22 protein-coding genes and 1 tRNA gene are annotated in these 20,963 nt (G+C 51.1%); 12 read left to right on the top strand and 11 right to left on the bottom strand.

Features of this window, described 5'->3' with window-relative positions; all coding sequences use genetic code 11:
* Positions 1 to 38: 38 nt before the first annotated feature.
* The 11 genes from saoX to selD form a co-directional block, all read right to left on the bottom strand.
* Positions 39 to 1,175, bottom strand: a complete 1,137-nt coding sequence (gene saoX, locus Psfp_RS15260) for an ABC transporter substrate-binding subunit SaoX (RefSeq protein WP_134219405.1) — start codon at positions 1,173 to 1,175, stop codon at positions 39 to 41.
* A gap of 36 nt (positions 1,176 to 1,211) precedes the next feature.
* Positions 1,212 to 1,307: transfer RNA gene (locus Psfp_RS21350), tRNA-Sec, on the bottom strand.
* A 20-nt stretch (positions 1,308 to 1,327) separates the two neighbouring features.
* On the bottom strand, positions 1,328 to 1,810 hold the full coding sequence (gene saoC, locus Psfp_RS15255) for a Cys-Cys-COOH (seleno)protein SaoC (RefSeq protein WP_134219404.1): 483 nt from the start codon (positions 1,808 to 1,810) through the stop codon (positions 1,328 to 1,330).
* Complete coding sequence (gene saoE / locus Psfp_RS15250) at positions 1,807 to 2,895, bottom strand: efflux transporter SaoE (protein WP_134219403.1); 1,089 nt, start codon at positions 2,893 to 2,895, stop codon at positions 1,807 to 1,809. Before saoE ends, saoC begins: the two co-directional genes overlap by 4 nt.
* Positions 2,896 to 2,900: 5 nt before the next feature.
* Positions 2,901 to 3,155: a thioredoxin-like (seleno)protein SaoT gene (gene saoT / locus Psfp_RS15245; protein ID WP_134219402.1), complete on the bottom strand. Its 255-nt coding sequence runs from the start codon at positions 3,153 to 3,155 to the stop codon at positions 2,901 to 2,903.
* 90 nt (positions 3,156 to 3,245) lie between these two features.
* Positions 3,246 to 4,016 carry an acyl-CoA dehydratase activase gene (locus Psfp_RS15240; RefSeq protein WP_134219401.1) on the bottom strand — a complete coding sequence of 257 codons (771 nt, stop codon included), beginning with the start codon at positions 4,014 to 4,016 and terminating at the stop codon, positions 3,246 to 3,248.
* 5 nt (positions 4,017 to 4,021) lie between these two features.
* The gene (locus Psfp_RS15235; protein WP_134219400.1) at positions 4,022 to 5,179 is read right to left on the bottom strand and encodes a double-cubane-cluster-containing anaerobic reductase; all 1,158 of its coding nucleotides are present in this window, start codon (positions 5,177 to 5,179) and stop codon (positions 4,022 to 4,024) included.
* A 142-nt stretch (positions 5,180 to 5,321) separates the two neighbouring features.
* The gene (locus Psfp_RS21345; protein ID WP_153189543.1) at positions 5,322 to 5,543 is read right to left on the bottom strand and encodes a hypothetical protein; all 222 of its coding nucleotides are present in this window, start codon (positions 5,541 to 5,543) and stop codon (positions 5,322 to 5,324) included.
* A gap of 103 nt (positions 5,544 to 5,646) precedes the next feature.
* Positions 5,647 to 6,912 carry a double-cubane-cluster-containing anaerobic reductase gene (locus tag Psfp_RS15230; RefSeq protein WP_192895458.1) on the bottom strand — a complete coding sequence of 422 codons (1,266 nt, stop codon included), beginning with the start codon at positions 6,910 to 6,912 and terminating at the stop codon, positions 5,647 to 5,649.
* Between the two features lie 450 nt (positions 6,913 to 7,362).
* Positions 7,363 to 9,492 (bottom strand): molybdopterin-dependent oxidoreductase, encoded by a 2,130-nt coding sequence (locus tag Psfp_RS15225; RefSeq protein ID WP_243120702.1) that lies wholly within the window; start codon positions 9,490 to 9,492, stop codon positions 7,363 to 7,365.
* Positions 9,493 to 9,685: 193 nt separating this feature from the next.
* Complete coding sequence (selD, locus tag Psfp_RS15220; protein ID WP_134219397.1) at positions 9,686 to 10,717, bottom strand: selenide, water dikinase SelD; 1,032 nt, start codon at positions 10,715 to 10,717, stop codon at positions 9,686 to 9,688.
* A 219-nt stretch (positions 10,718 to 10,936) separates the two neighbouring features.
* Between selD and Psfp_RS15215 the strand changes: the two genes are divergently transcribed.
* The 12 genes from Psfp_RS15215 (at position 10,937) to Psfp_RS22545 (ending at position 20,784) form a co-directional block, all read left to right on the top strand.
* Positions 10,937 to 11,503, top strand: a complete 567-nt coding sequence (locus Psfp_RS15215; protein ID WP_134219396.1) for a flavin reductase family protein — start codon at positions 10,937 to 10,939, stop codon at positions 11,501 to 11,503.
* A 101-nt stretch (positions 11,504 to 11,604) separates the two neighbouring features.
* Entirely contained in the window at positions 11,605 to 12,135 is a 531-nt protein-coding gene (locus Psfp_RS15210) for an O-acetyl-ADP-ribose deacetylase (RefSeq protein WP_243120700.1), read from the top strand.
* Between the two features lie 204 nt (positions 12,136 to 12,339).
* Positions 12,340 to 12,501, top strand: coding sequence for a hypothetical protein (locus Psfp_RS21785; RefSeq protein WP_192895459.1), 162 nt, complete (start codon positions 12,340 to 12,342; stop codon positions 12,499 to 12,501).
* A 282-nt stretch (positions 12,502 to 12,783) separates the two neighbouring features.
* Positions 12,784 to 12,969 (top strand): hypothetical protein, encoded by a 186-nt coding sequence (locus Psfp_RS15200; protein WP_134219393.1) that lies wholly within the window; start codon positions 12,784 to 12,786, stop codon positions 12,967 to 12,969.
* Between the two features lie 206 nt (positions 12,970 to 13,175).
* The gene (yedE, locus tag Psfp_RS15195) at positions 13,176 to 14,285 is read left to right on the top strand and encodes a YedE family putative selenium transporter (RefSeq protein WP_134219392.1); all 1,110 of its coding nucleotides are present in this window, start codon (positions 13,176 to 13,178) and stop codon (positions 14,283 to 14,285) included.
* Positions 14,245 to 14,457, top strand: coding sequence for a sulfurtransferase TusA family protein (locus tag Psfp_RS15190; RefSeq protein ID WP_134219391.1), 213 nt, complete (start codon positions 14,245 to 14,247; stop codon positions 14,455 to 14,457). The genes yedE and Psfp_RS15190 overlap by 41 nt, the downstream gene beginning before the upstream one ends.
* A gap of 376 nt (positions 14,458 to 14,833) precedes the next feature.
* A complete protein-coding gene (locus Psfp_RS15185; RefSeq protein WP_243120706.1) occupies positions 14,834 to 15,775 on the top strand; it encodes an MBL fold metallo-hydrolase in 942 nt (313 codons plus the stop codon).
* Between the two features lie 88 nt (positions 15,776 to 15,863).
* Entirely contained in the window at positions 15,864 to 17,177 is a 1,314-nt protein-coding gene (locus tag Psfp_RS15180; RefSeq protein ID WP_243120699.1) for a histidine kinase, read from the top strand.
* Positions 17,167 to 17,952, top strand: coding sequence for a LytTR family DNA-binding domain-containing protein (locus Psfp_RS15175; RefSeq protein ID WP_134219417.1), 786 nt, complete (start codon positions 17,167 to 17,169; stop codon positions 17,950 to 17,952). The genes Psfp_RS15180 and Psfp_RS15175 overlap by 11 nt, the downstream gene beginning before the upstream one ends.
* 231 nt (positions 17,953 to 18,183) lie before the next feature.
* The gene (gene acpS, locus Psfp_RS15170; protein WP_243120698.1) at positions 18,184 to 18,600 is read left to right on the top strand and encodes a holo-ACP synthase; all 417 of its coding nucleotides are present in this window, start codon (positions 18,184 to 18,186) and stop codon (positions 18,598 to 18,600) included.
* Positions 18,597 to 20,144, top strand: coding sequence for an NAD(P)H-hydrate dehydratase (locus tag Psfp_RS15165; RefSeq protein WP_134219389.1), 1,548 nt, complete (start codon positions 18,597 to 18,599; stop codon positions 20,142 to 20,144). Before acpS ends, Psfp_RS15165 begins: the two co-directional genes overlap by 4 nt.
* Before the next feature lie 511 nt (positions 20,145 to 20,655).
* Complete coding sequence (locus tag Psfp_RS22545) at positions 20,656 to 20,784, top strand: hypothetical protein (RefSeq protein WP_282434351.1); 129 nt, start codon at positions 20,656 to 20,658, stop codon at positions 20,782 to 20,784.
* The last annotated feature ends 179 nt before the right edge of the window (positions 20,785 to 20,963 follow it).

Raw genomic sequence — 20,963 nt, 5'->3', positions numbered from 1 at the left:
CCGTCCCCCTGCTTCCGAGTATATTTTCAGGCAAGGTGTTATGCCGTTTTACCTTCCAGTTTATAGGCTTTGGTTTTCCATTCTTCATAGGACATGCCAACCGGGAAGACCGGGTCCACTTTTTCCTTAATAAAGGTGTCAAAGTCATCGGCCCCGCTTTCGTTCAGGTATTGGGGCTGAATAAACTCATTCACGTTTGGCGCCTTATCAAGTGTTCCAAACCCAAGTTCCATATCTATTTGTCTTTGCCAGTTATTCAGGTCAATTTTCCAGGTGATAGTCCTGCCTTCAGCAACCGTTTTCTTCCACATGGTCATCAGTGCGACTTCCATGGGCACCTTGTAATTTTCGGCGAAAATTTCGGCTGAGCGAACAGGCTTAAGATACATATGTTCTATTGCTTTGGTATGGGACAGGACCATCAACTTGGCCAACTCCGGATGTTCCGTGGCAAAATTCTTATTCAAGTTGAAGGCGCAGCACTCGCCCCACTCTCCGCTTGGCAATTTATCCATAGCGGCAAGGACGTGGCCGGTTTTTTCGAATTCAGCCATCGAACCCCAGGGGTCGCAGGCGGCATACCCGTCCAGTTTACCTGCCTTCAGGGCGAAGTACTCATCCTTGTCGGCCATGTTTAGCACTTCGTAGTTCGCGCCCTCGATAGGGAGTCCTAGCCTTTCAGCCATTACAATCCACGAAGGGTTATTTTTCTCCGGGGCTGTCCCGATGGCCAGTTTCTTGCCCAATAAGTCTTTTGGTTCCTTGATATCATTGGAGGCAACCAGATAGTGGGAACCGCCGATGTGGTTGTTGGCGCCGACGACAATGGGAGAGCCCTGTAAAAATGCGCGCATCATACGGGAATTGCCTACGTACCCCACATCCATCTGGCCCGCCGCCATCGCTTCGGGAACCTTGGCATTCCCGAGCACGTTAACTTTAAGACCCAGTTTGTCATATATCCCCGCATCTTTGGCGATGCAGGCGCCGGTCATGTGATCGCAGTCGTAATAACCGAGCTGCACCACGTAGTCCTTGTCTTTTTCCGGTATTGCGATATTCGCGGCGGCTTTGTTTTGGTCTGCAGGCTTGTCACCCCCGCCGCAGCCGGTCAAAAGCGTAAGCAGGCTGATTGACACAATAAGCAGCATGACAGTTCTGATCTTGTTATTCATAATTTCTCTCCTTGAAAGCAATACTTGATATGGTTTTGGTGGGGAGAAGTCGGATTCGAACCGGACTCCCACCTGCATGACAGGCAGACAAACGGGTTTGAAGCCCGCGGGGGACCATCCCCATTTCTCCCCGTGTTTTCAGTCTAAAATGTCTAGCAGCAGTCTTTCATCCCCTCTCCAAATAAGTCCTCCAGTTTTGTTCCTTCCAGGCGATAAATTGCATAACCGACATTGGCGCCTTTCATGCCCTGGACGATAAACTCCAAAGGTGGTTTCTGGTCGATGTCCTTAAACTGGATGACCTGGTTGGACACCGGCGCCGGTACCTTATTGGTGCACTGGTATGAACCTGATAAATCAAGTACGACCAGCATCGAGTTCGTTTCCTTGCTCTCTCTGAAAATCACCACCATATCCTCAGTGTTGTCGCTATTCAGATCGGCCTTGTCTAAAATTATGACTTCCTTACCGGGGTGGGCGGCCTTAAAATATTCAAGCATAGGGCCTCCCCGGAAGGCTTCATCACCTGCGGCAGGAGGAGGCATCTTGCCGTTCCCTGCTCCGCAGCCGCCGGCCAGCAGTACCAAAACTACCCAAGCAAAAAATCTCTGGAGCAGCTTACGACGGGGCATCATGCGGCCCTTTCTTTAAGCAGCGCTCTTTTGATGCCCGGCCACAAAGCATGAAGGCCTAGAGCTGTGATGATTGCTGAACATAGATAGCGAAGAGGACCGGGAGCAGAGAAAACCAAGCTGTTGGCCAGACCGATAGTTTGACGGGTGCTGGTCAGGTCAAAGAAAGGCACAAAGCCCGGCAGCAGGTATAGATTGGTCAGGTAGCCAACAAATAATGAAGAGAGAGTCAAGACAGTAATATAAATGACAACGGTTCGCCGGCCGATCATTTTATACATACTGATTAATTCGGGAAGATTGGTGGCGGCTCCGGTCATTAAAAAAGTAATGGCCAGGCCGGGCGCCGCGCCGCTTGCTATAAGGGCGGCGATAAATGGAATGTGACCTACTGCGCAGACATACATAATTGCTCCCAGGACGGCGATCCCGGCCAGGGAAATTACGCCTGGGCTGCCCAGGTACTGCTGGATAAAGGACGCCGGTACCAGCGTGATCATCAATCCGGCCAGCAGCATGCCGATACACACGTATTTACTGACGGATACACCCATGTTAAAAAAACCCCAATGCAGGCCTGAACTCAGTTTTTGTGCCAGGCTGGTTTCCGCACCGGACTCCAGGTTGACCATCTCTACGGGATCTTCCATGCCTGGAGCATGGAGCTCCCGCCCGGCAAGCGCGTTGCCGGCCATACCAATCAAAATTGGCGCCACAAACCCGGTTGCGAGATAAATAGTGGCTATCTGCGGCCCTAAAAAACCATAGGCCAGGAGTATGGCTGCCGGATTAATAATGGGCGTAGCCGTCATAAAAGCCAGGGTGGGCCCCAGGTAGGCTCCGGAATAATATAGCCCCACGCCCAGGGGAATGACACCGCAACTGCAGATGGGCAGGAGCATGCCTGACAGTGTTGCCTTGACCAGAGACGATATCTTCCTGTTTCCCAGCGTCCGGTGCAGCCGGTCCGGGCTTAAGAGGTTGTGCATCAGGCCTGCCAGAATAAAACTTATGACCAGCCATACTGAAGCGCTGTTGAGGATGTCAAAGGATGCCAGAATAACCTTTTGCAGTAGCTCCAAAATCAAAAAATTCAGCTCCTCAGCGCGTCTTCAATAGCTTTTTCAATAATTGTTTTAGAAAGGTTATTAATTTTTTTTCTGCCGTCAATAATCATCGTGCCTTTGGTTACCATCCCATATTTTTTGAGATAATCAACATCCTTACCGGCGTAGTAAATCTTCACTTCCACTTGGTCACCGTGTTTTTGGGCCGTGTTTTTAATTGTTTGAATATGTTCATCGCAGCAGGAGCAGGTATTAATGAACTCCACCAGTGTTTTTGACATGTAAATTACTCCTTGAAAATGAATAATTACCACAAGCGATGTATCCGCAAAATAAAGCTGGAATGCGGTTTTGGAAAAGCGTTGGCTTTGCTAGTGTTTGCCTCTATCCCTGGCCAGGAGTGCGGCGCCGATCGCTCCGGCCATCTGGGGTTCGGGCGCCACAGTGACCTCCTGGCCCAGTTCCCGGGCAAGAAACTCTCTTACCCCGCCGTTTCTGGCGACGCCCCCGGTGAAGGTAATTCGCTTGCCCCGGCCCAGCCTTCCGGCCATCGAGGCCACACGGCCGGCGACAGACCGGTGGATACCGGCGATGATGCGTTCCTTGGGTACACCCTGGGCCAGCAGACTGACCACTTCCGACTCGGCAAAAACCGTGCACATGCTGCTGATCTGTACAGGCTCGGCTCCCCGCGCCAGGTCCGCCAACTCGCTCACGTCGGCGCCCAGCACAGCTGCCATAACCTGTAAGAATCTGCCGGTACCGGCGGCGCATTTGTCGTTCATAGCGAAGTTGATAACACGGCCTTGCTCATCAATCATGATTACCTTGCTGTCCTGGCCGCCTATATCGATCACCATGTCGGTACCGTTTACCAGGTGAAGTGCGCCCCTGGCATGGCAGGTGATTTCCGTGATCGCCTTATCGATGAAGGGGAGTGAAATCCTGCCGTAGCCAGTCCCGACAACACAGTCGACGTCTGCAGGAGATAGAGAGGCCCTGTCAAGAATTTGCTCGAATACGCTCTTACCGGCATCCCGGGGGCTGCAGCCGGTCGGCAGCAGCAGGCTTTGCCAGGTCGTACCGTTTAATAATACTGCTTTGGTGGTAATGGACCCGACATCTATGCCCACTGTAATCATGTTGTTCAACTCCTGTCCATCATTTCGATAAATGCAGCGACCCGGGTCTTCAGCTGTTCTACATCCGAGGTTGAGTAATCGGTTTCCAGCTGGATGTAGGGCAGTCCGAACTTATCTTTGATCAGTTGGCGCACCAATTCAGCTTCGACGTTATAGGTGTGGCAGGCTTGCCAGGTAAGGTCAACAACCCCGTCAACCCGGTACTCATCAATTAATTTACTGATCAGTTCGAGCCTGCGGGGATTGGGGGACATGCATGAACAGGGGATCTGCAGGTATCTTTCGGCAATAGCTTCCAGCGGGTCCCTGCTTTCGTCCTCATCGATCAAATACACCTGGGTTTTGATCCCGCTGCAGTTCTCCAGGCAAACTACGCTGCCGCCGCATTCCTCCACGAGTTTTAATACCTTCTCCGAGCCGCTGCCCACCGGGCAGCCGGTGAGAAGGATACGGGGTGTCCCCGGTCGGAAGGGGGAGAGTCCCTTCTCCGCTATTTCCTGGATCTCTTCTATAAGTTGTTCGACTAGTTCAATTCCTTCTGCCTTATCAACGCTGAAACTCCTCAACCAGGTAGCGGTGAGCAGATCTACTCCGGACAGCGGGGCAGGGTCAAGTCTATTCATCTCATGCAGTTTTCTCATCACCTGCCGCTCTCTGTTGGTCAGCTTGATGGCTGCACGCAGACCGTCCTCATCGATTGCTGCCCCCAGGTTTTCCTCCAACTTGTCTTTAAGGACGCGTATTTCTTCCAGCCACCATCCCAGGGCGCCCGGACGGTCTGTTCCCTGCGGCAGGTGCAGGACATGCATGGGTTTAATACTGCTCAGTATTTCAAACATTTTTTTCTTGCCGTCGCAGGTCGTGTCGGCGACAAGAAAATCTGAAAAACGAAAATAGGGGCAGGTATCGGTTATGGCAAAGCCAAAGCTGGACTTGATCAGGGGGCACAGGTTGCGGGGCAGCACTTTTTCAGCGGCCGCCACCGGCTCGTTCTTCGTCCCGCACAAAGACACCGGAATGGCTCCGGCTGCCAGCGCCAGCTCCTGGGGAGAGTAAGCGCAGTACATTCCCACGACCTTCTTGCTGTCCCTTTTGGCGTGCTCAAGGTCGAGGATGTTCTGGTCACGCAGGTTATCAAAAATTTTCATCATTGAGGGTCGCATAGACGCCCACCTTTCAGGTTAAAAAGACTGAGTGTAACATTCACCCAATTATTATAAAATTCCTCTATCGTATAAATAAAATATATTTATTGTAATAAACAGGGAAATAAAAATAGTTTATTTGCATCCTCATGTATTAAGGTCAACAGAAAATTACCTGATGTTGCAGGCGCAATGAATTGGCGCCTGCAACATCAGGCCGGTCTATTAAACGCTCAAAGGTCAGGTGGCCATTTTCTGTTGTCAGCGGGTTCCTATGCAAGGTAGTTGCCCGTGCCGCCAGCGGCGCCACGTATAATGAAAATACCAGCGATGTAGGTGCGACTTTAATCGCACACGGAGCGCCAGCGCCGAACTTGGGCATCTACAGTAACTATGAATTCGCACCTGCATTTTCAGTATTTTCAATGGTCATGTGTGAATTTGAAGGCCAATCCGCGATGCCGTTATCAGGGACGGTGGGACAATCAGGCTTTTTTTGCGGCGAGCATTTCAAAGAACGCTTCAATTCTTGTCTTTAGCTGTCCCGAATCTTCCTGGCCATAGTCCGTTTCAATTCTCAAGAGTGGTATATTGTGCTCTTTCAATACTTTTTCAACCCGGTTTGCTTCGACCAGATAAGGGTCGCAGAAAGCCAGGGAGCAGTGGATGATCCCGTCAGCCTTATATTCTTCAGCCAGTTGCACCAGTTTATCGGTGCGCTTAGCGTTAGGGGTAAAGCAGGCGCAGTCGATATCGAGGTAGCGTTTGGCCAGGGCGTCTACCTGCTGTTCCAGGTCGTGGCCGTCTTCAGCTACGGTGTTCTCAAAATAGCGCAGGCCTGTGCAAAGCTCTTCGGCAACAACAACCGCTCCACTGCTTTCGATGATATGGGGGACCTTCCAGTTGGGGACGGCCATGGGAGTGCCGGATACAATTATCCGCAGGGCCCCCGGTTCATGCACACCGGCGCCTGTGCGGACCCGCTCCTCGAGTTCGTCACAGAGTTTGGCGGTCTGTCCGGTAAACCTGTCCACGTCGTCGTACATAGCGATCTGTTCAATCAAAAGGCTGTCTTTGCCGCTGATGGGCGCAGGAATATTTTTGCGCAGTTCTGCCAGGCGGGCCAGAACCTTCCTCTTCCCGTTCACATCCTGAATGGCCCTTTTTAAGGATCCATAAGTGACGTTGTTTCCGGTAAACTGTTCCATTTCGGTTACAAAGTCCCGCACCTCGCTGCGCCATAATGCTTTGTCTTTTTCCCTTTTCATCTGAGGGGTTTCCATCATATGCACGGGCATATAGTCGTTGAGGATTTCAAAAGCTTTTTTCTTGCCGTCGCAGGTGGTTTCGCCGACGACCATATCACAGGACTCAAAATAAGGACAGACGTGACCGAGTTTGAAACCCATGAAGGACTTAATCAAGGGGCAGATGTTCCTGGGCAGCACCTTTTCAGCCTGGGCGGTACCTATCTCGGCTCCGGAACACAGTCCGACGCAGATGCCGCCGGCGGCCCGGACGATTTCCTCCGGGACAAAAATGCAAAAAGCGCCGACTACCTTGCCACCACGTGCCTTGTGTTCCTGCAGTTCCTGAATGCGCAGGCCGTGGATTTCGCTAATCACAAAATCAAAATACTCCATTTCCGCCGGACGGTTCTTCTGCTGCATATAAACTTCCCCGAAAGCCGGCGGAATTACCTGCAGCAGTTGGTCGTGCGCCTCCAGGTCCAGCCCGAGAGATTCCCACATGGGGCGGTAGTCATTTGCCAATATTGACACCTCATCTTTATAATTGATTTGGGGAAAAATAATATATTTAAAAAACTATTCGTCCCGGAATATGTTTATCCCTTTATGAGGGTTATTTAATTTATTTATTGCTGCATGGTTTCCTATCACCTATTTAAATGATTTAGGTATAACGCATATTATTAATAGTTCGTAAAAAAACTCAGGTAAAGAGAAATACCAGGTATTAAAATAAAACAGCCAGGTTCAACCGCAGAGTTGGCTGCCTGACTGTTCTATTATCGTCAAGGTGGTTATTGCTGTATTACTTTAGGCCTGTACCAATAAATTAGGGCAATGAGCATGCCGCTTGCAGGTTGCGTAACGGTTTATCAGGGTTCATGAACAAAAATAACTTTCAATTGCTATCTCTGATGCAGGCGCGATTTCAATCGCGCAAAAAGCGCAGTGTTAAGCTTTTTCCACCTGGCACAGCAACGCCTTGAAAACGGGGAACCCTGAGACATAGTCTCTGTTATTGGCGTCCGTGAGGCAATTGACGTTAGCCTGTCTCCAAGCCTCAACTTGTGTGGGGTTGCCGCCTCCCATATTGACCTCCACCTGACCCGGCAGGACTTTATTCGTTACATCGGCATAAAAGGCCACCTGTCCCCTGCGGGTGCTGACCAGGACTTTATCTCCGCTCACAATGCCGCGTTTTTCTGCATCCCCGGGATGAATTAACACCAGAGGTTTATCTTGCAGCTTGACCAAACCGGGGATGTTCAAATGTTGGGAGCGGAAGGTGGATTGAATTCTAGCTCCGGTATTCAGCACCAGCGGATACTTTTGATAGAGCTCCGGTGCTTGCAGGGGACCTTCCACCGGCTCCACATAGACCGGCAGGGCGTCGTAACCATATTTAGCCATCAGGCTGGAGGTGATCTCCAGCTTGCCGGAGGGCGTTGGAAATCCGGTGCGGCCATCGCTTCTTAATAAACCCAATGCATATTTCTTATATGTGCGCTCCCGGACCGGTAAGCGAACCCCGTCGGGAGAATTTTTTAAGCGTTCCAGAAGTTCCGGATCCCCGGCAAAAGCTTTTTCTATAAACTCTTTTTCGCTTTGCGGGTATAGATGACCGTACCCCAGCCTCTTTGCCAATTCGGCCATAATCAAGGTGCAGTTGCGTGCTTGCCCCACTGGTTCGATTACCCGCTTGCGCAGGCGGACGTAATCAGGATAGCGCTTATACGAATTTATTTCATAATAAGTTGCCGAAGGCAGCACGACGTCAGCAAACAGGGCATCCCTGGTCATAAACAGGTCGATTACCAGCATGAAGTCCAGCTTGCGGTATGCTTCTTCAAAAATCTCCGGCTGCGGGTATGAGGTCAAGGTCGATGACCCGTTAATCAACAGCCCTTTGACAGGATAGGGGGTTTCTGTTAAGACGGCCTTGGGAAATTCCATGTAGTGGGCGCAACCGGTTAATTCATGAAACATAGGATATTCACCGGCGCCGATTGCTTTTATCCCGGCGGGTCTTGCAAATTTTTCACGTTGTATGGGCAAATTTGCCGGACCGGTAATGTACAGGCCTCCCGGTACGTCGATATGCCCTGTTATCGCCCATAGAATGTATAACGCTCTGATATTCTGTACTCCGCTGTTGGTGTATTCCAGGCCGGTATAGGTGTGCAGGCATACTTTATCTGTGTTAGCGATCTCTCTGGCCAGTGTTCTGATAGTTTGTGATGGAACAAGGGTGATTCGTTCGACTGTTTCAGGTGTATATTTCTGTACGTAATCGCTCAGCTCTTCGAAACCCAGGGTCCATTTTTGTACAAATTCTTGATCATAAAGCTTTTCGTTGATGACCACATGGAGCATTCCCATTATGAGTGCGCCATCCGTCCCTGACCGGACGCCTACCCACTGGTCGGCGTGGTCGGCGATGTCGGAGCGCATTTGATCGATGGCGATCACCCTCACCTTGTTTTTTTGGATCCTGGTTATTCTCTTCCAAAAAGTAGGCGGTGAATCTGTAGCCGGATTGGTGCCCCAAACTACGAGAAGATTGCAGTTTTCCACATCCGGCGTCAGTCTGTGGCCGGAAAAGCCAAAGTTAGCCATAGGCGCTAATATACCAAATGAAACGTAACATACGGAACCCGTGCTGGCAATATTTGGTGAGCCAAAAGGCAGCAGCAGTTTTGAAGCCACGCCGTCCCGTTCATTGCAGAATTCCACTAAAGACTGTTCGAAGGCGCCCCGGCCGGAGTGGCTTGCGATCGCTTGAGGCCCGTACTTTTCTTTGAGCTCTCGCATTTTTTGGACCGTGAAGTCCAGCGCCTCATCCCAGTCGGCTTCCCTGAATTTTCCTTTACCACGTTCTCCTGTACGGATCAACGGAGTTTTTAAGCGGTGCGGGGAATAGACAACCTCAGGCGCATGTTTGCCCCTGACGCAAAGGTGTCCGTATGGCGCATCTTTTAATGGTTCAACGTTGGTTAACCGGCCATCTTCCAGCGTAACCTCTACCGCGCAGCCTCCCGGGCATATACCGCAGATGGCGGCCCTTCTTTCAATCGTCGGCATCTTCATCCTCCGATAAGCTTCTTTTAGTTGATTACATATATTACTTTAATTTAAATTATCTAGTTAATATTGAAATTTTATCTACAGCACAATAAAGTTTATGCAAAAAAACAGCCAAGTCCAACGGAAGGGATGAGCCTGGCTGTGAAGTATGCGAATGGCTCCGGTAACGAGAGCAACTTATTACGCTCAGTCATTTAACCTCGATCAGAAAGTCCTGCGGGGCGATTACTTTGCCCACAGCAACTGCTGACACACCTTTTTTTTGCATGTTTTCCAGTAGAGAACCGGTCTGCTCAGGTTTAACCGGAATTAACAGCCCCCCTGACGTCTGCGGGTCACACAGGATATCCTGCAGTTCCTGTTCTACTCCTGCTGCAAAGACCACGTCATCCTGCAAAAAGCGGCGGTTGTCGTAGGCGCCGGCCGGGATCAGGCCCATGCGGGCAAAATCAAGCGCTCCCGGCAAGAGAGGCAATTCCTGTGAGCTGATTTGCAGGCTGACTTTACTGGCCCTGGCCATTTCAGCCGCATGGCCGAGGAAGCCGAAACCGGTGATATCAGTACAGGCTGCAATGCCCGCTGCTTTCAAACACTCTGCCGCGTCTTTGTTTAATGCGGCCATGTTCTCGACAGCCGCCCGGTATACCTCTTCATCGGCCAACCCTCCTTTAAAGGCGGTGTTGACAATACCGGTGCCGAGAGGTTTGGTCAGGACCAGGACGTCACCGGGACGCGCACCGGCATTGCTCAGCACCTGTTCGGGGTGGACCAGACCAACCACAGCCAGGCCGTACTTGGGCTCCTCGTCCTGGACCGTATGGCCGCCGCCAATCAGGGCGCCCGATTCCAGCACCTTGTCCGCCCCGCCACGGATGATCTCTAAGGCTGATTCCGCCGGCAGGCAGCTAGGCAGGCAGAAGATATTAAGAGCCAGCAGGGGGCTGCCGCCCATGGCGTATACATCACTTAATGCGTTGGCCGCAGCAATCTGCCCGAACTGGTAAGGGTCGTCCACCATTGGGGTAAAGAAGTCAACGGTTACGATCACTGCCAGATCTTCGGTAAGCTTGTAAACCGCCGCGTCGTCGGAAGTGTCTGCTCCGACCAGCAAATTGTCATCTATTTTTTTAGGTAGATCACGCAAAATATCTGACAGGACCTCCGGTCCCACCTTGGCGGCTCACCCGGAAAATCTGGTCATCTGGGTTAAGGTTTTCTGCATGAATGATACCTCCTTCCGCATCTAAAATATTACATATATGGACTAAAATCAGCTTTTATCAAATATAAGTAAATTAGCATCCTGGAAAACATGAAAGCCTATTATGGAGATTATATACAACAATCATACTTATGACAAATAAATATACCATCTATAACAATAATTAATTATTATTGCTTTATTATTTGGTATAATATATAAAAATAACAAGGAGTGATTATGATCAAGAAAGTTACCAGAGGAGCGTCAACGGTTTTGTTTCCTGTCCCGACCGTGCTTGTGACATCCTGGTTGGAGGGCGGTGATCCCAATATTATCACCATTGCCTGGACAGGCATTATGAATTCTGAACCACCGGTGGTATATATAGGAGTACGGCCGGAGGGAAGGCATTCCTACCGGCTGATCAGGGAATCCGGTGAATTTGTGATCAATGTGCCATCGTCAGAACAGGTCAGGGTGGTAGACTATTGCGGTGTGGTAACAGGCAGGGATTTTAATAAATTTAACAAGACAGGCCTGACGCCTGTGCCTGCTTCACAGGTCAGGGCGCCTTTAATTGCTGAATGCCCGGTTAATCTCGAATGCCGGGTGAGGCAGGAAATTCCTCTTGGGAGTCACAACGTGTTTATAGCCGATGTCCTGGTGGTACATTACAACGAAGATGTCCTGGACGAAAAAGGGCGGCCCGATTTTAATAAAATAAGTCCTTATGGTTACTGTATGGGAGAATACCGGTTGCTGACTGAAAAACTTGGAACCTACGGGTTCTCTAAAAAGGAGTAAGTCCAAAGGCTCAGAGTATAAAAGGCCAAAGGACTGTTGGCCCGGCTGCCCTTTTTATTAAGGAGGGTTTCCCCCTGGAAATCTTGATAGGCAAGACACGTTTGATCATCCTAAAAGGTGATATAACCACCCAGGATACCGAGGCCATTGTCAACGCGGCCAACTCCGGGCTTTTGGGCGGATTTGGGGTGGACGGAGCCATCCACCAAGCCGGAGGCCCCCAGATCATGGCGGAATGCAAAGAAATTCGCGCCCGGCAGGGGGGCTGTCCCACCGGCCAGGCGGTTATTACCGGGGGTGGGCTCCTTAAAGCCCGCTTTGTCATACATACGGTGGGTCCGGTTTGGTCCGGCGGCCACAAAGGAGAAGACGACCTCCTCCGCAGCGCTTACCACAACAGCCTGGCCCTGGCCTGGGAGCGTAAAATCAGTTCAGTTTCTTTCCCTTCCATAAGCACAGGTATCTACCATTTCCCAGTGGAAAGGGCTGCCCGCATCGCCTTGCAGACGGTGCTTGATTTTCTTGACGGGCATGAGTTTGCGGAGGTCCGTTTTGTGCTTTTTGATGACGCTACTCTGGGCGCTTACACAAGCGCCTTGACAGAAATCAGGCAGGCGCGTGGCCATGTCTGAACAGGAGCCGATGGCGCCCCACCATTGGTATTCTATATCAATGGACGACCCCGGGCGGGCAATGGTACACAAGGGAAGTATTAATTTTGTTACTGAGGCGCTATAGGAGCGCTTATTTTTTTGGTTGAGATTTTTTCACTTTACTTGAAGCAATTATACCGGTACATACGTCTAAATAGACAGAAGCGGGGAAGAAGGTTGGGCATGGCAACGGACGAACTGCTGGTGCACGCGGCAAGAAATGGTGATTTGGAAGCATATGCTGCTCTGGTCGAGCGCCACCAGGGTACTGTCAGCGGTCTTCGTATCCTCACCCACCCTGCTTTCCAGGCAGTTCCGGGCAAAACTGCCTGTTACGTAAGGTAACCAGACAGTCCTCACAGACTGGCTGGTGGCAGGCTGAACAGATTGCGACAGCCTCCTGTTCTTCATGGTTGGCGCACTTCATCCTTGATCAACTCCTTTGTTAATAGCTCGCTGATATTCCCTATCATGGAATACGCCGTATTTACTGCTTCTTCCGATGTTGAAAAGTAACCCTGCACGATAGAAGAGGCTATTTTTGAAAACCGGTACAGCTATACCAGGCAGTGGGAGTCCAAGCCCGTCAGCCTGGCTGAAGGGTCCCGGCTGAAGGTGGACAACCAGTTGGGTTCGATATTGATTAAACCTTCCCAGGACGGCGAACTGCACGCCATGGCTAAGATTATCTCTTACGGGCCGAATGAGGAAAAGGCCACGGCCGGCGCCGATAAGTTTGAGGTCACCGTGGAGGAGGGCTCAACCACCAGGATATTTACCAGCCTTTCTGAAGCAACGTATAAAAGCAAGTAATTAGGAGTACCAAGTGTTATAAAAATATCGAATAATCTTAATAAAGGATTACTAAGCCGTCATATTGAAAATTATCAGAGGAATAAAATTTATATAAAACTTGTGAGCAATATTAAGGGGAGGAGGGCTTAAATTATAACGTATTTTGAGGTAGGCAGTTACAGTTGAGTGTGAAAGCATTCCAGCAAAAGAAAGGTGAATCTTAGATGAAGCAAAAATGGACGATCATTATTGCCGGCGCTATTACCGGTCTTATGGCGATCCTGCTGGTGAAATACGGTAACCCGGCTAACATGGGCTATTGTATTGCCTGTTTTCTCAGGGATATCTCCGGAGGACTCGGCTTGCAAAAAGTAGCGACAGTGCAGTATATACGCCCGGAAATCATTGGGATGGTGCTGGGAGCCTTTGGGGCGGCTGTCGCTACCAGGGAATTCAAGTCTCTGGGCGGGTCCAGCGCCTTGACCAGGTTCTTGCTCGGTTTTATAGCCATGATCGGCATGCTGGTTTTCCTGGGCTGCCCATTAAGAGCCATTTTGCGCCTCGCCGGAGGTGACTTGAATGCCCTCTGGGGTATTGCCGGGCTGATTGCGGGAGTTGGGCTGGGCCTGCCTTTCTTACGCAAGGGATTTTCCCTGGGCCGGGCCATGCCTCAAAACAAATCGAACGGCTATGTTTTTATCGGCATGGTTATTACTGTGTTTATTCTCCTGCTGGCCAAGCCGGCTTATATTATTTTCAGTACGGAAGGTCCTGCTTCCATGCGCGCGCCCCTGGCGCTGGCGCTTATCGCAGGCGTTATCGTGGGTGTTTTGGCCCAGCGTTCAAGGCTCTGTTTGGCTGGCGGTATCCGTGATTTTATTCTATTCCGGGACTCTTACCTGCTTTACGGCTTTGCGGCAATCCTGATTGCGGCACTTATCGGTAATTTAACTATGGGTACTTTTAAACTGGGTTTTGAAGGTCAACCTATCGCGCACAGCGATGGTCTCTGGAATTTCCTCGGTATGGCCCTGGCTGGTTTATGCGCGGTGCTGCTGGGCGGCTGTCCGCTCCGCCAGCTTATATCCGCTTCAGAGGGGAATACCGATTCCGCCGTAACGGTGCTCGGTTTAATAGCCGGCGCCGCTTTCGCCCATAACTTCGGCCTGGCTGCCAGCGCCAAGGGTGTCCCGGCGGCAGGGCAGACGGCGGTCCTGATCGGTTTTGCCGCAGTCCTTGTGATAGCATTCTTTGTTTGCAAAGCTAATCTGTCAGTTCGGGGGGTGAAAGCTGATGCAGGAAGTCAAGGACGCGAGAGGGCTTCTCTGTCCTGAACCGCTCCTGATCGTCAAGAAGGAGATGGACCGGCTGGGTACGGGCACGATCAAGGTGCTTGTAGATTCAGCGGCCGCACGGGATAATATTTCCCGGCTGGCAAAAAATCAAAAGTGGAACATTGACATTACCCAGGACGGGGAAGAATTTTTACTGCAGCTAACGAAGTAAAAGCCGGTATTCATACCAAAAACTGAATAAAACACCATAATGATCGCCAGAGCTAAATGGGCGGTCATTTTTAATTGAGTCCGAAGATAAGCTGGAATACCGCTTTAAAGAGTAAAGCGCTTGGTAATTTCCTTGCCTTCAAGCAAATCATACCGTGCATTTATAGTTGGAGAACATGAGTACGCCTGAATGCCAACAGGTTGCCGCAGTCAAATATGATTGAGGCATCTAATGACGGCCCGGAGGGAGAAATAACCTGTAATGTCTTATTATTGTAAATAAGGTTGATACAATATATGTTGACAATCTTCAAACTTTTCAGATATTCTAGTTGTGTAAGCCCACTTTTAAATAACGGGGGGGATATGAGTTGTCAGTGATTAGCTTGGGTGAAAATATTTATCAGGTGGATGTCAACTACCAGGGTGAGCCTGAGCGCACATCCTGCTACATTATCCTGGCGGAGAAGGCCGCTATTTTTGAAACCGGCGCGACACCGGGCATTGGCCGTTTGGTGGAGGCCCTCAAAGACCTGGGAGTGCCCCCAGGGCAATTGGCTTACATCATAGTCTCACATATCCACCTGGATCACGCGGGCGGCGCCGGGGCGCTAATACGTGAGTTTCCCAACGCCCGGGTATTGGTACATCCGCGCGGAGCCAGGCATCTGGTTGATCCTTCCCGCCTGATCAATGCTGCCAGGCAGCTTTATGGAGCATCTTTTGACGTTTTATTTGGCGATATCTACCCCGTGCCCGAAGAGCGGGTACATACCCCCGAAGAAGGCGAGGCCCTGGACCTCGGGGGTGGGAGAGTGCTGACCATTTACCACACGCCGGGGCATGCCCGCCACCACATGGTCATATACGACCCGGCCAGCCGCGGCATTTTCAGCGGTGACTGCCTGGGCGGCCATTACCCTTTGTTAAGCCGGTCGATCGGGCGTCCGTATGTACTTCCGATTACCCCTCCCTCAGAATTTGATCCCGCGGCTTTTATGGAAACCTTTGACCGCTTGAACCGTCTGGACCTGGAGAATGTCTACTTTACCCATTTCGGCAAGGTAACGGGCGCGTCCGGGATAATCGCCCGCAATAGGGATCTGGTGCGGGTCTATGCCGAGACTGGCCGGCACATGCTTGCTGCAGGGGGCGGGGTGAAAGATATTGAAGAAGCCTTATGGAGCATGTTGTGGGGTGAACTGTCCCAGTACGGTGAATTCAAACATGAAAAGTCAATTATAGATTTACTGGCTTCGGATATGGGACTTAACGCTGGTGGGATTGCCAACTATTTTGAAAGAATGAAAAAGAGATAACCAGGTTTTGTATGCAGGAAAGCTTTACACGAATATTGAAGAATATATACCGGCAAATTTGACATTAACTCTTTAGGCGGGTGAAGGTGTGAACCTGTTCAGCCAGCCGGGCGGAGGCATCGTTCTACGATGGGGCCTGGCCCAGCTCCTAATTGCAGCGGTTGTTTTTTTTGCTAAGCCGGGACCCTGGGGGTTGCTGGCCTTAATTATCCTCGTCAACGCCGCGGGTACCTACTTTGTGGCTGACTATATTAAAAGGTATAAAGTGGCCGCCTTAAAGCTGGACGAACACCCCATGGACCCTACCCTGCAGATTGCCAACGAGACCCTGCCGTTTATGAGACGAGGGCTCAATGAAGAAACGGCGCAGAAAACAGCGGAAATCATCAAGAAAATCAGCGAAGTGTCGGCTGTGGCCATTACCGACCGGGAGAAGGTGTTGGCGTATATCGGTGAGTGTTCGGATCATCACAAGGCCGGGGGACCGATCCTCACCCATTCTACCATGCAGGCCATAGCCACCGGTGAGTTGATGATTGTCAAGGATAAGAAAGGACTTAATTGCCCGGAAAAGAACTGCACCCTGCAGGCAGCTGTCATCGCCCCGCTGAAATGCAAGGGCGAAGTGGCCGGCACGGTGAAGCTTTATCAGACCAACCAGGGTGACCTGCAGCCTTCCGTTGTGAAGATGGCGCTGGCGGTGGCGCAGCTCCTTGGTATGCAGATGGAGCTGGCGGAGTTGGACCGGCAGGCTCAATTGGTCACGATTGCCGAGCTTGACGCTCTGCATGCCCAGATAAACCCTCACTTTTTATTCAATACCCTGAATGCTATAATAAGCTACAGCAGGTCGCACCCGGAAACTGCCAGAAGGCTTTTAATCCGCCTGGCTTCATTTTTCCGGCAGGCACTCAAAAGGCAAGGACATTTTAACAGTTTAAAAGAAGAAATAGAATATGTAAATACCTACCTTGTGCTGGAAAAGGCCCGTTTCCGGGAAAAGATCAGGATCAAAAAGGATATTGACCCGGCCCTCCTTGAGTATCAGGTACCCGTGCTGACCCTGCAGCCTCTGGTGGAAAACGCCATCAAACACGGCGTCCAGCCTATGATCGGGCCTGGCACGGTTAAAATTACAGCGCGACTGGACAATGGAGAAATGCTCTTTATCATTGAGGACGACGGGGTGGGAATCAGCCGGGACAGACTGCCCAAGGTGCTGCTGCCGGGTTTTGGTTCCGGCAACGGGGTTGGTATGAGCAACGTGCACGAACGTTTAAAGAGCCTGTATGGAGAGGATTACGGTCTAAAAATAGTGAGTGAGGTCGACAAAGGCACTTCGGTGTATATACGGATACCCCTGAAGAAACACCGGGAGGAGGGGGCTGTTGTTGAAGCTTAAAGCGCTGATCGTGGATGATGAATACCCAGCCAGACAGGAGCTTAGACATGCTTTGAACAGCACCGAAGATGTGGAAATCGTCGGTGAGGCTACCAATGCCCAGGAAGCCCTTGCCCTGATTAAGGCGCTGGATTACCAGGTCCTTTTTCTGGATATATCCATGCCCGGCATGAGCGGGCTGGAACTGGGAGCGGTCATCCAGGAACTGCCCAGACGGCCGCATATTGTTTTTGTTACGGCTTATGACGAGTACGCGGTCTCTGCGTTTGAAGTTAACGCTGTGGACTATATCCTTAAGCCATTTGAGCCGAAGCGGTTAAAGAAAGCGATTGACAAGGTTGTTAAAATAACCCAGGAGGCCGGCGTCCTTCAAAGCGCAGGCGAGGTCAGAGCCGAGCGCGAAGCCGAACTCAAAACAGGCCCACCCCCAAACCAGATCAGGATCGAACGTGTTCCCGCGGAAAAGCAGGGTAAAACTATCCTGGTTGCAGAGTCCGATATCTTCTATGCCTTTACAGAGCAGGATTATGTCTACATAAAAACGTTTAATAACAAGCTTTTCACCCGTTTCACCCTGAAGGAACTGGAGGCCCGCTTAAACCCCAACGTTTTTTTCAGGACCCATCGCTGTTACCTGGTCAATCTGCACAAAGTAAAAGAGATTGTGCCTTTCTTCAACGGGACCTATAACCTTACCGTTGAGGACCAGGAGACCAGTGAGGTGCCGGTCAGCCGGGCCCAGGCCAAAAAGTTGAAAAAGATCCTGGGCCTGTAGAGAGCCTTCTAATCAGCAGCGGTTAGAGGGCTTTTGTGTATAGGCGGGCAGTTGTAAGGTTTTTAATAGGAATGCTTGTCTGTTAAGTCAGATAAGGTTGAGGCAGGTTTTTTACCGGCGCCGGCGAATTTTTTAATTATAGCTAATGCTTCATTTGTGCGAATAATTCACGCCAACTTTTTTTAAGAAGGCTTTTGTATTTTCAGATAGCATTTTTGGGGAGGAACGGTTTTGGTCCAAGAATATAAACGTGATGATTCAATAATTGGTGTGGGAACCGATATTATCGAAATCGACCGGGTCAAGCTTGCTGTGGAACGGTCAGGCAGCCGGTTTCTGGAGCGGGTCTATACCTCCGCGGAAATTGCTTATTGCGAGGCCAGACGTGACCGCATTTCCTGCTATGCCGCGCGTTTTGCAGCCAAAGAAGCGGTTTTGAAGGCTATCGGGAGCGGCCTTTCGGGTTGTCGCTGGGTGGAAGTGGAGGTCAGCCGCAGCCGGGAGGGCCCGCCCGGAGTTTTACTGCACGGAGCCGCAGCTGCTCTGGCAGCCAAGAGAGGAATTGGATCATTGCACATCACCTTATCACATAGTCGTGAATTTGCGGTGGCTTTTGCTGTCGCCACCGGACGGGGGGCTAACGCATGAGGGTGGTTACCGCTGAAGAAATGAAGGCGTTGGAAAGGACCGCCATTGAGGATTACGGCATACCAGGCCTGGTCCTGATGGAAAACGCCGGCCGCCATGTGGTGGAAGTTGTCAAACAAGTATTGGGAGATGTACGGGACAAGACAGTTACCGTTTTTATCGGCAAGGGCAACAATGGCGGGGACGGACTGGTTGTCGCCCGCCATCTTCTGAACATGGGCGCCGTGGTTAAACTGCTGGCCCTGGCCAATATCGAAGAAATCTCAGGCGACGCAGCAATAAATCTGGAAATCTGGCGTAAGATGGAGCAGAAGATATACTCCCTCCAGCATGGCGACGGCATCAATATCGTAAGGCTGATCCTGATGAATACCGACCTGATTGTAGACGCTATCTATGGGACCGGCTTCAAAGGCAAGATCGGGGAGAAGGCCGGCCGTATTATTGAGGTTTTAAACGGCAGCGGCAAGCCGATAGTGGCCGTGGATATTCCGTCCGGCCTGGAAGCCGACAGCGGCAGGGTCAACGGGCCCTGCATCCAGGCTGATCACACCGTCGCCTTCGGTCTGCCCAAGCTGGGGCTGATACTTGAGCCCGGTGCTGATTATGCGGGCAACTTGCACGTAGTGGACATATCTATCCCCTCCGGCCTGGTGGAAAAGGACGGACCACAGAGGTACCTGACCACCCGCGAGCTGGTGAAGGAATGGATGCCCAACCGCCGGTCTTCCGCCCACAAGGGTGATTTTGGCAGGGTCCTGGTGGTTGCCGGATCCCGCGGCATGACCGGAGCGGCCAGCCTGTGCGGAGAAGCAGCCTTGCGGGTCGGGGCAGGTTTGGTAACGGTGGCTGTGCCGGAAACACTCCACAGTATAATGGAAGCCAAACTTACGGAGGTTATGACAGCCCCCCTGCCTGACTCCGGGAACGGCAAGCTGGTAAGGGAAGCCAAGCAGCGTATTATATCGCTGTTGGAAGATAAGGATGTTTTAGCCATCGGTCCGGGTCTTTCGACCGACCCGGAAGTGGTGGCCTTAGTCAAGGAACTGCTTCCTGCGGTACACGTTCCCTGCGTCCTGGACGCTGATGCCCTCAACGCCCTGGCCGGAGACGGGGAAACGCTTAGAAAGGTCCAGGCTCCTGTGGTCGTTACGCCGCATCCCGGAGAAATGGCCAGGTTAACGGGGACTAAAATACGTGAAATACAGCAGGACAGGCTTGTTGTCGCCGCCAACGCGGCTGCTGCCTGGAACGTGGTGGTCCTCCTGAAGGGGGCCAGGACGGTTGTGGCCGCGCCGAAAGGAGCGGTTTACATCAACCCGACCGGCAACCCGGGCATGGCCACGGCCGGTAGCGGCGATGTCCTGACCGGGGCCGTCGCAGCCCTCATGGCCCAGGGACTGGAAGCGTCCCGGGCTGCTGCGGCCGGAGCCTATATCCACGGTTTGGCCGGTGACCTGGCCGCACGCCGCAAAGGCATGATAGGTCTGGTAGCAGGCGACATCGCCGCGGCCCTGCCGGAAGCCACGATGGAGATTGGCTGAGAGTTCACCAGTTCATTGTTTGATTGGGAATCAATATGGTAGTCGGAAGTAAAAGAATCGACCGATCCCATCCTGGATTTAAAAAATTCTGGCGCAATACCGGAATTTTTTTTTCTTTCAAAATAAACTTGCAATTATGAATACTGTATAACGTATTGCGTATTACATAATATTGTATACAATATAAATTAATAGTACATTGAAGGGAGGTCTGTAGAGTGAACTACTTTTTGTTCTCACTGGCCACCGCGGGTGTATATTATTTAGTCTACCGCTTTTTAGCCTGGGATGACAGGCATTTGCAGCACCGCTAGTTCCCGGCCTAAAGATAACTAAACAGTTCTATCATAAGGTTTCTTTTGTAACCTCACCCTGGGCGCCAGGGTTTTGCTTTTTTATGAAGGAAATGCTATTGTTAATGAGAATATAAAACAGATAAAAGAATGTCGTTGACGTGACCCGCTGAGTATGAAATCATAGCTATGTATGAGCTTATGGGGAACTAATCCGTATGCTGAACCTTATTTTCGAAGTAGTTGCCCACGCCGCTATCGCGGCGCCGCGTATCATGAAAATACCAGCCGATGTAGGCGCCATTTTAATCGCACACGGCGCGCCAGCGCCGAACTTGGGCATCTAAAATAACTTTTGTGCGAATGAATTCGCTACATTTTCAGGGTAGACCCCCATGTCGCCTACGGCAGCGCCATCAGAGGAACGAAAATGGGGTTTATCGAATTAATCCTTTAGCGGCTGGCGAAGCGAGGTTGATTTATCATTGGTGCCTTGAGCCCGTAGTAGTAGACAGACCTCAGCGAC

The sequence above is a fragment of the Pelotomaculum sp. FP genome (assembly GCF_004369245.1).
Taxonomy (GTDB): Bacteria; Bacillota; Desulfotomaculia; order Desulfotomaculales; family Pelotomaculaceae; genus Pelotomaculum_C; species Pelotomaculum_C schinkii.
This window is presented reverse-complemented; position numbering and strand designations above follow the sequence as displayed.

Bases quoted from the DNA above. Each gene is read 5' to 3' on its own strand.
- saoX (WP_134219405.1), bottom strand. From the start codon at position 1,175: ATGAATAACAAGATCAGAACTGTCATGCTGCTTATTGTGTCAATCAGC.
- saoC (WP_134219404.1), bottom strand. From the start codon at position 1,810: ATGATGCCCCGTCGTAAGCTGCTCCAGAGATTTTTTGCTTGGGTAGTT.
- saoT (WP_134219402.1), bottom strand. From the start codon at position 3,155: ATGTCAAAAACACTGGTGGAGTTCATTAATACCTGCTCCTGCTGCGAT.
- Psfp_RS15240 (WP_134219401.1), bottom strand. From the start codon at position 4,016: ATGATTACAGTGGGCATAGATGTCGGGTCCATTACCACCAAAGCAGTA.
- Psfp_RS15235 (WP_134219400.1), bottom strand. From the start codon at position 5,179: ATGCGACCCTCAATGATGAAAATTTTTGATAACCTGCGTGACCAGAAC.
- Psfp_RS21345 (WP_153189543.1), bottom strand. From the start codon at position 5,543: ATGCCCAAGTTCGGCGCTGGCGCTCCGTGTGCGATTAAAGTCGCACCT.
- Psfp_RS15230 (WP_192895458.1), bottom strand. From the start codon at position 6,912: ATGTGGGAATCTCTCGGGCTGGACCTGGAGGCGCACGACCAACTGCTG.
- Psfp_RS15225 (WP_243120702.1), bottom strand. From the start codon at position 9,492: ATGCCGACGATTGAAAGAAGGGCCGCCATCTGCGGTATATGCCCGGGA.
- Psfp_RS15215 (WP_134219396.1), top strand. From the start codon at position 10,937: ATGATCAAGAAAGTTACCAGAGGAGCGTCAACGGTTTTGTTTCCTGTC.
- Psfp_RS21785 (WP_192895459.1), top strand. From the start codon at position 12,340: ATGGCAACGGACGAACTGCTGGTGCACGCGGCAAGAAATGGTGATTTG.
- yedE (WP_134219392.1), top strand. From the start codon at position 13,176: ATGAAGCAAAAATGGACGATCATTATTGCCGGCGCTATTACCGGTCTT.
- Psfp_RS15190 (WP_134219391.1), top strand. From the start codon at position 14,245: ATGCAGGAAGTCAAGGACGCGAGAGGGCTTCTCTGTCCTGAACCGCTC.
- Psfp_RS15165 (WP_134219389.1), top strand. From the start codon at position 18,597: ATGAGGGTGGTTACCGCTGAAGAAATGAAGGCGTTGGAAAGGACCGCC.
- Psfp_RS22545 (WP_282434351.1), top strand. From the start codon at position 20,656: ATGCTGAACCTTATTTTCGAAGTAGTTGCCCACGCCGCTATCGCGGCG.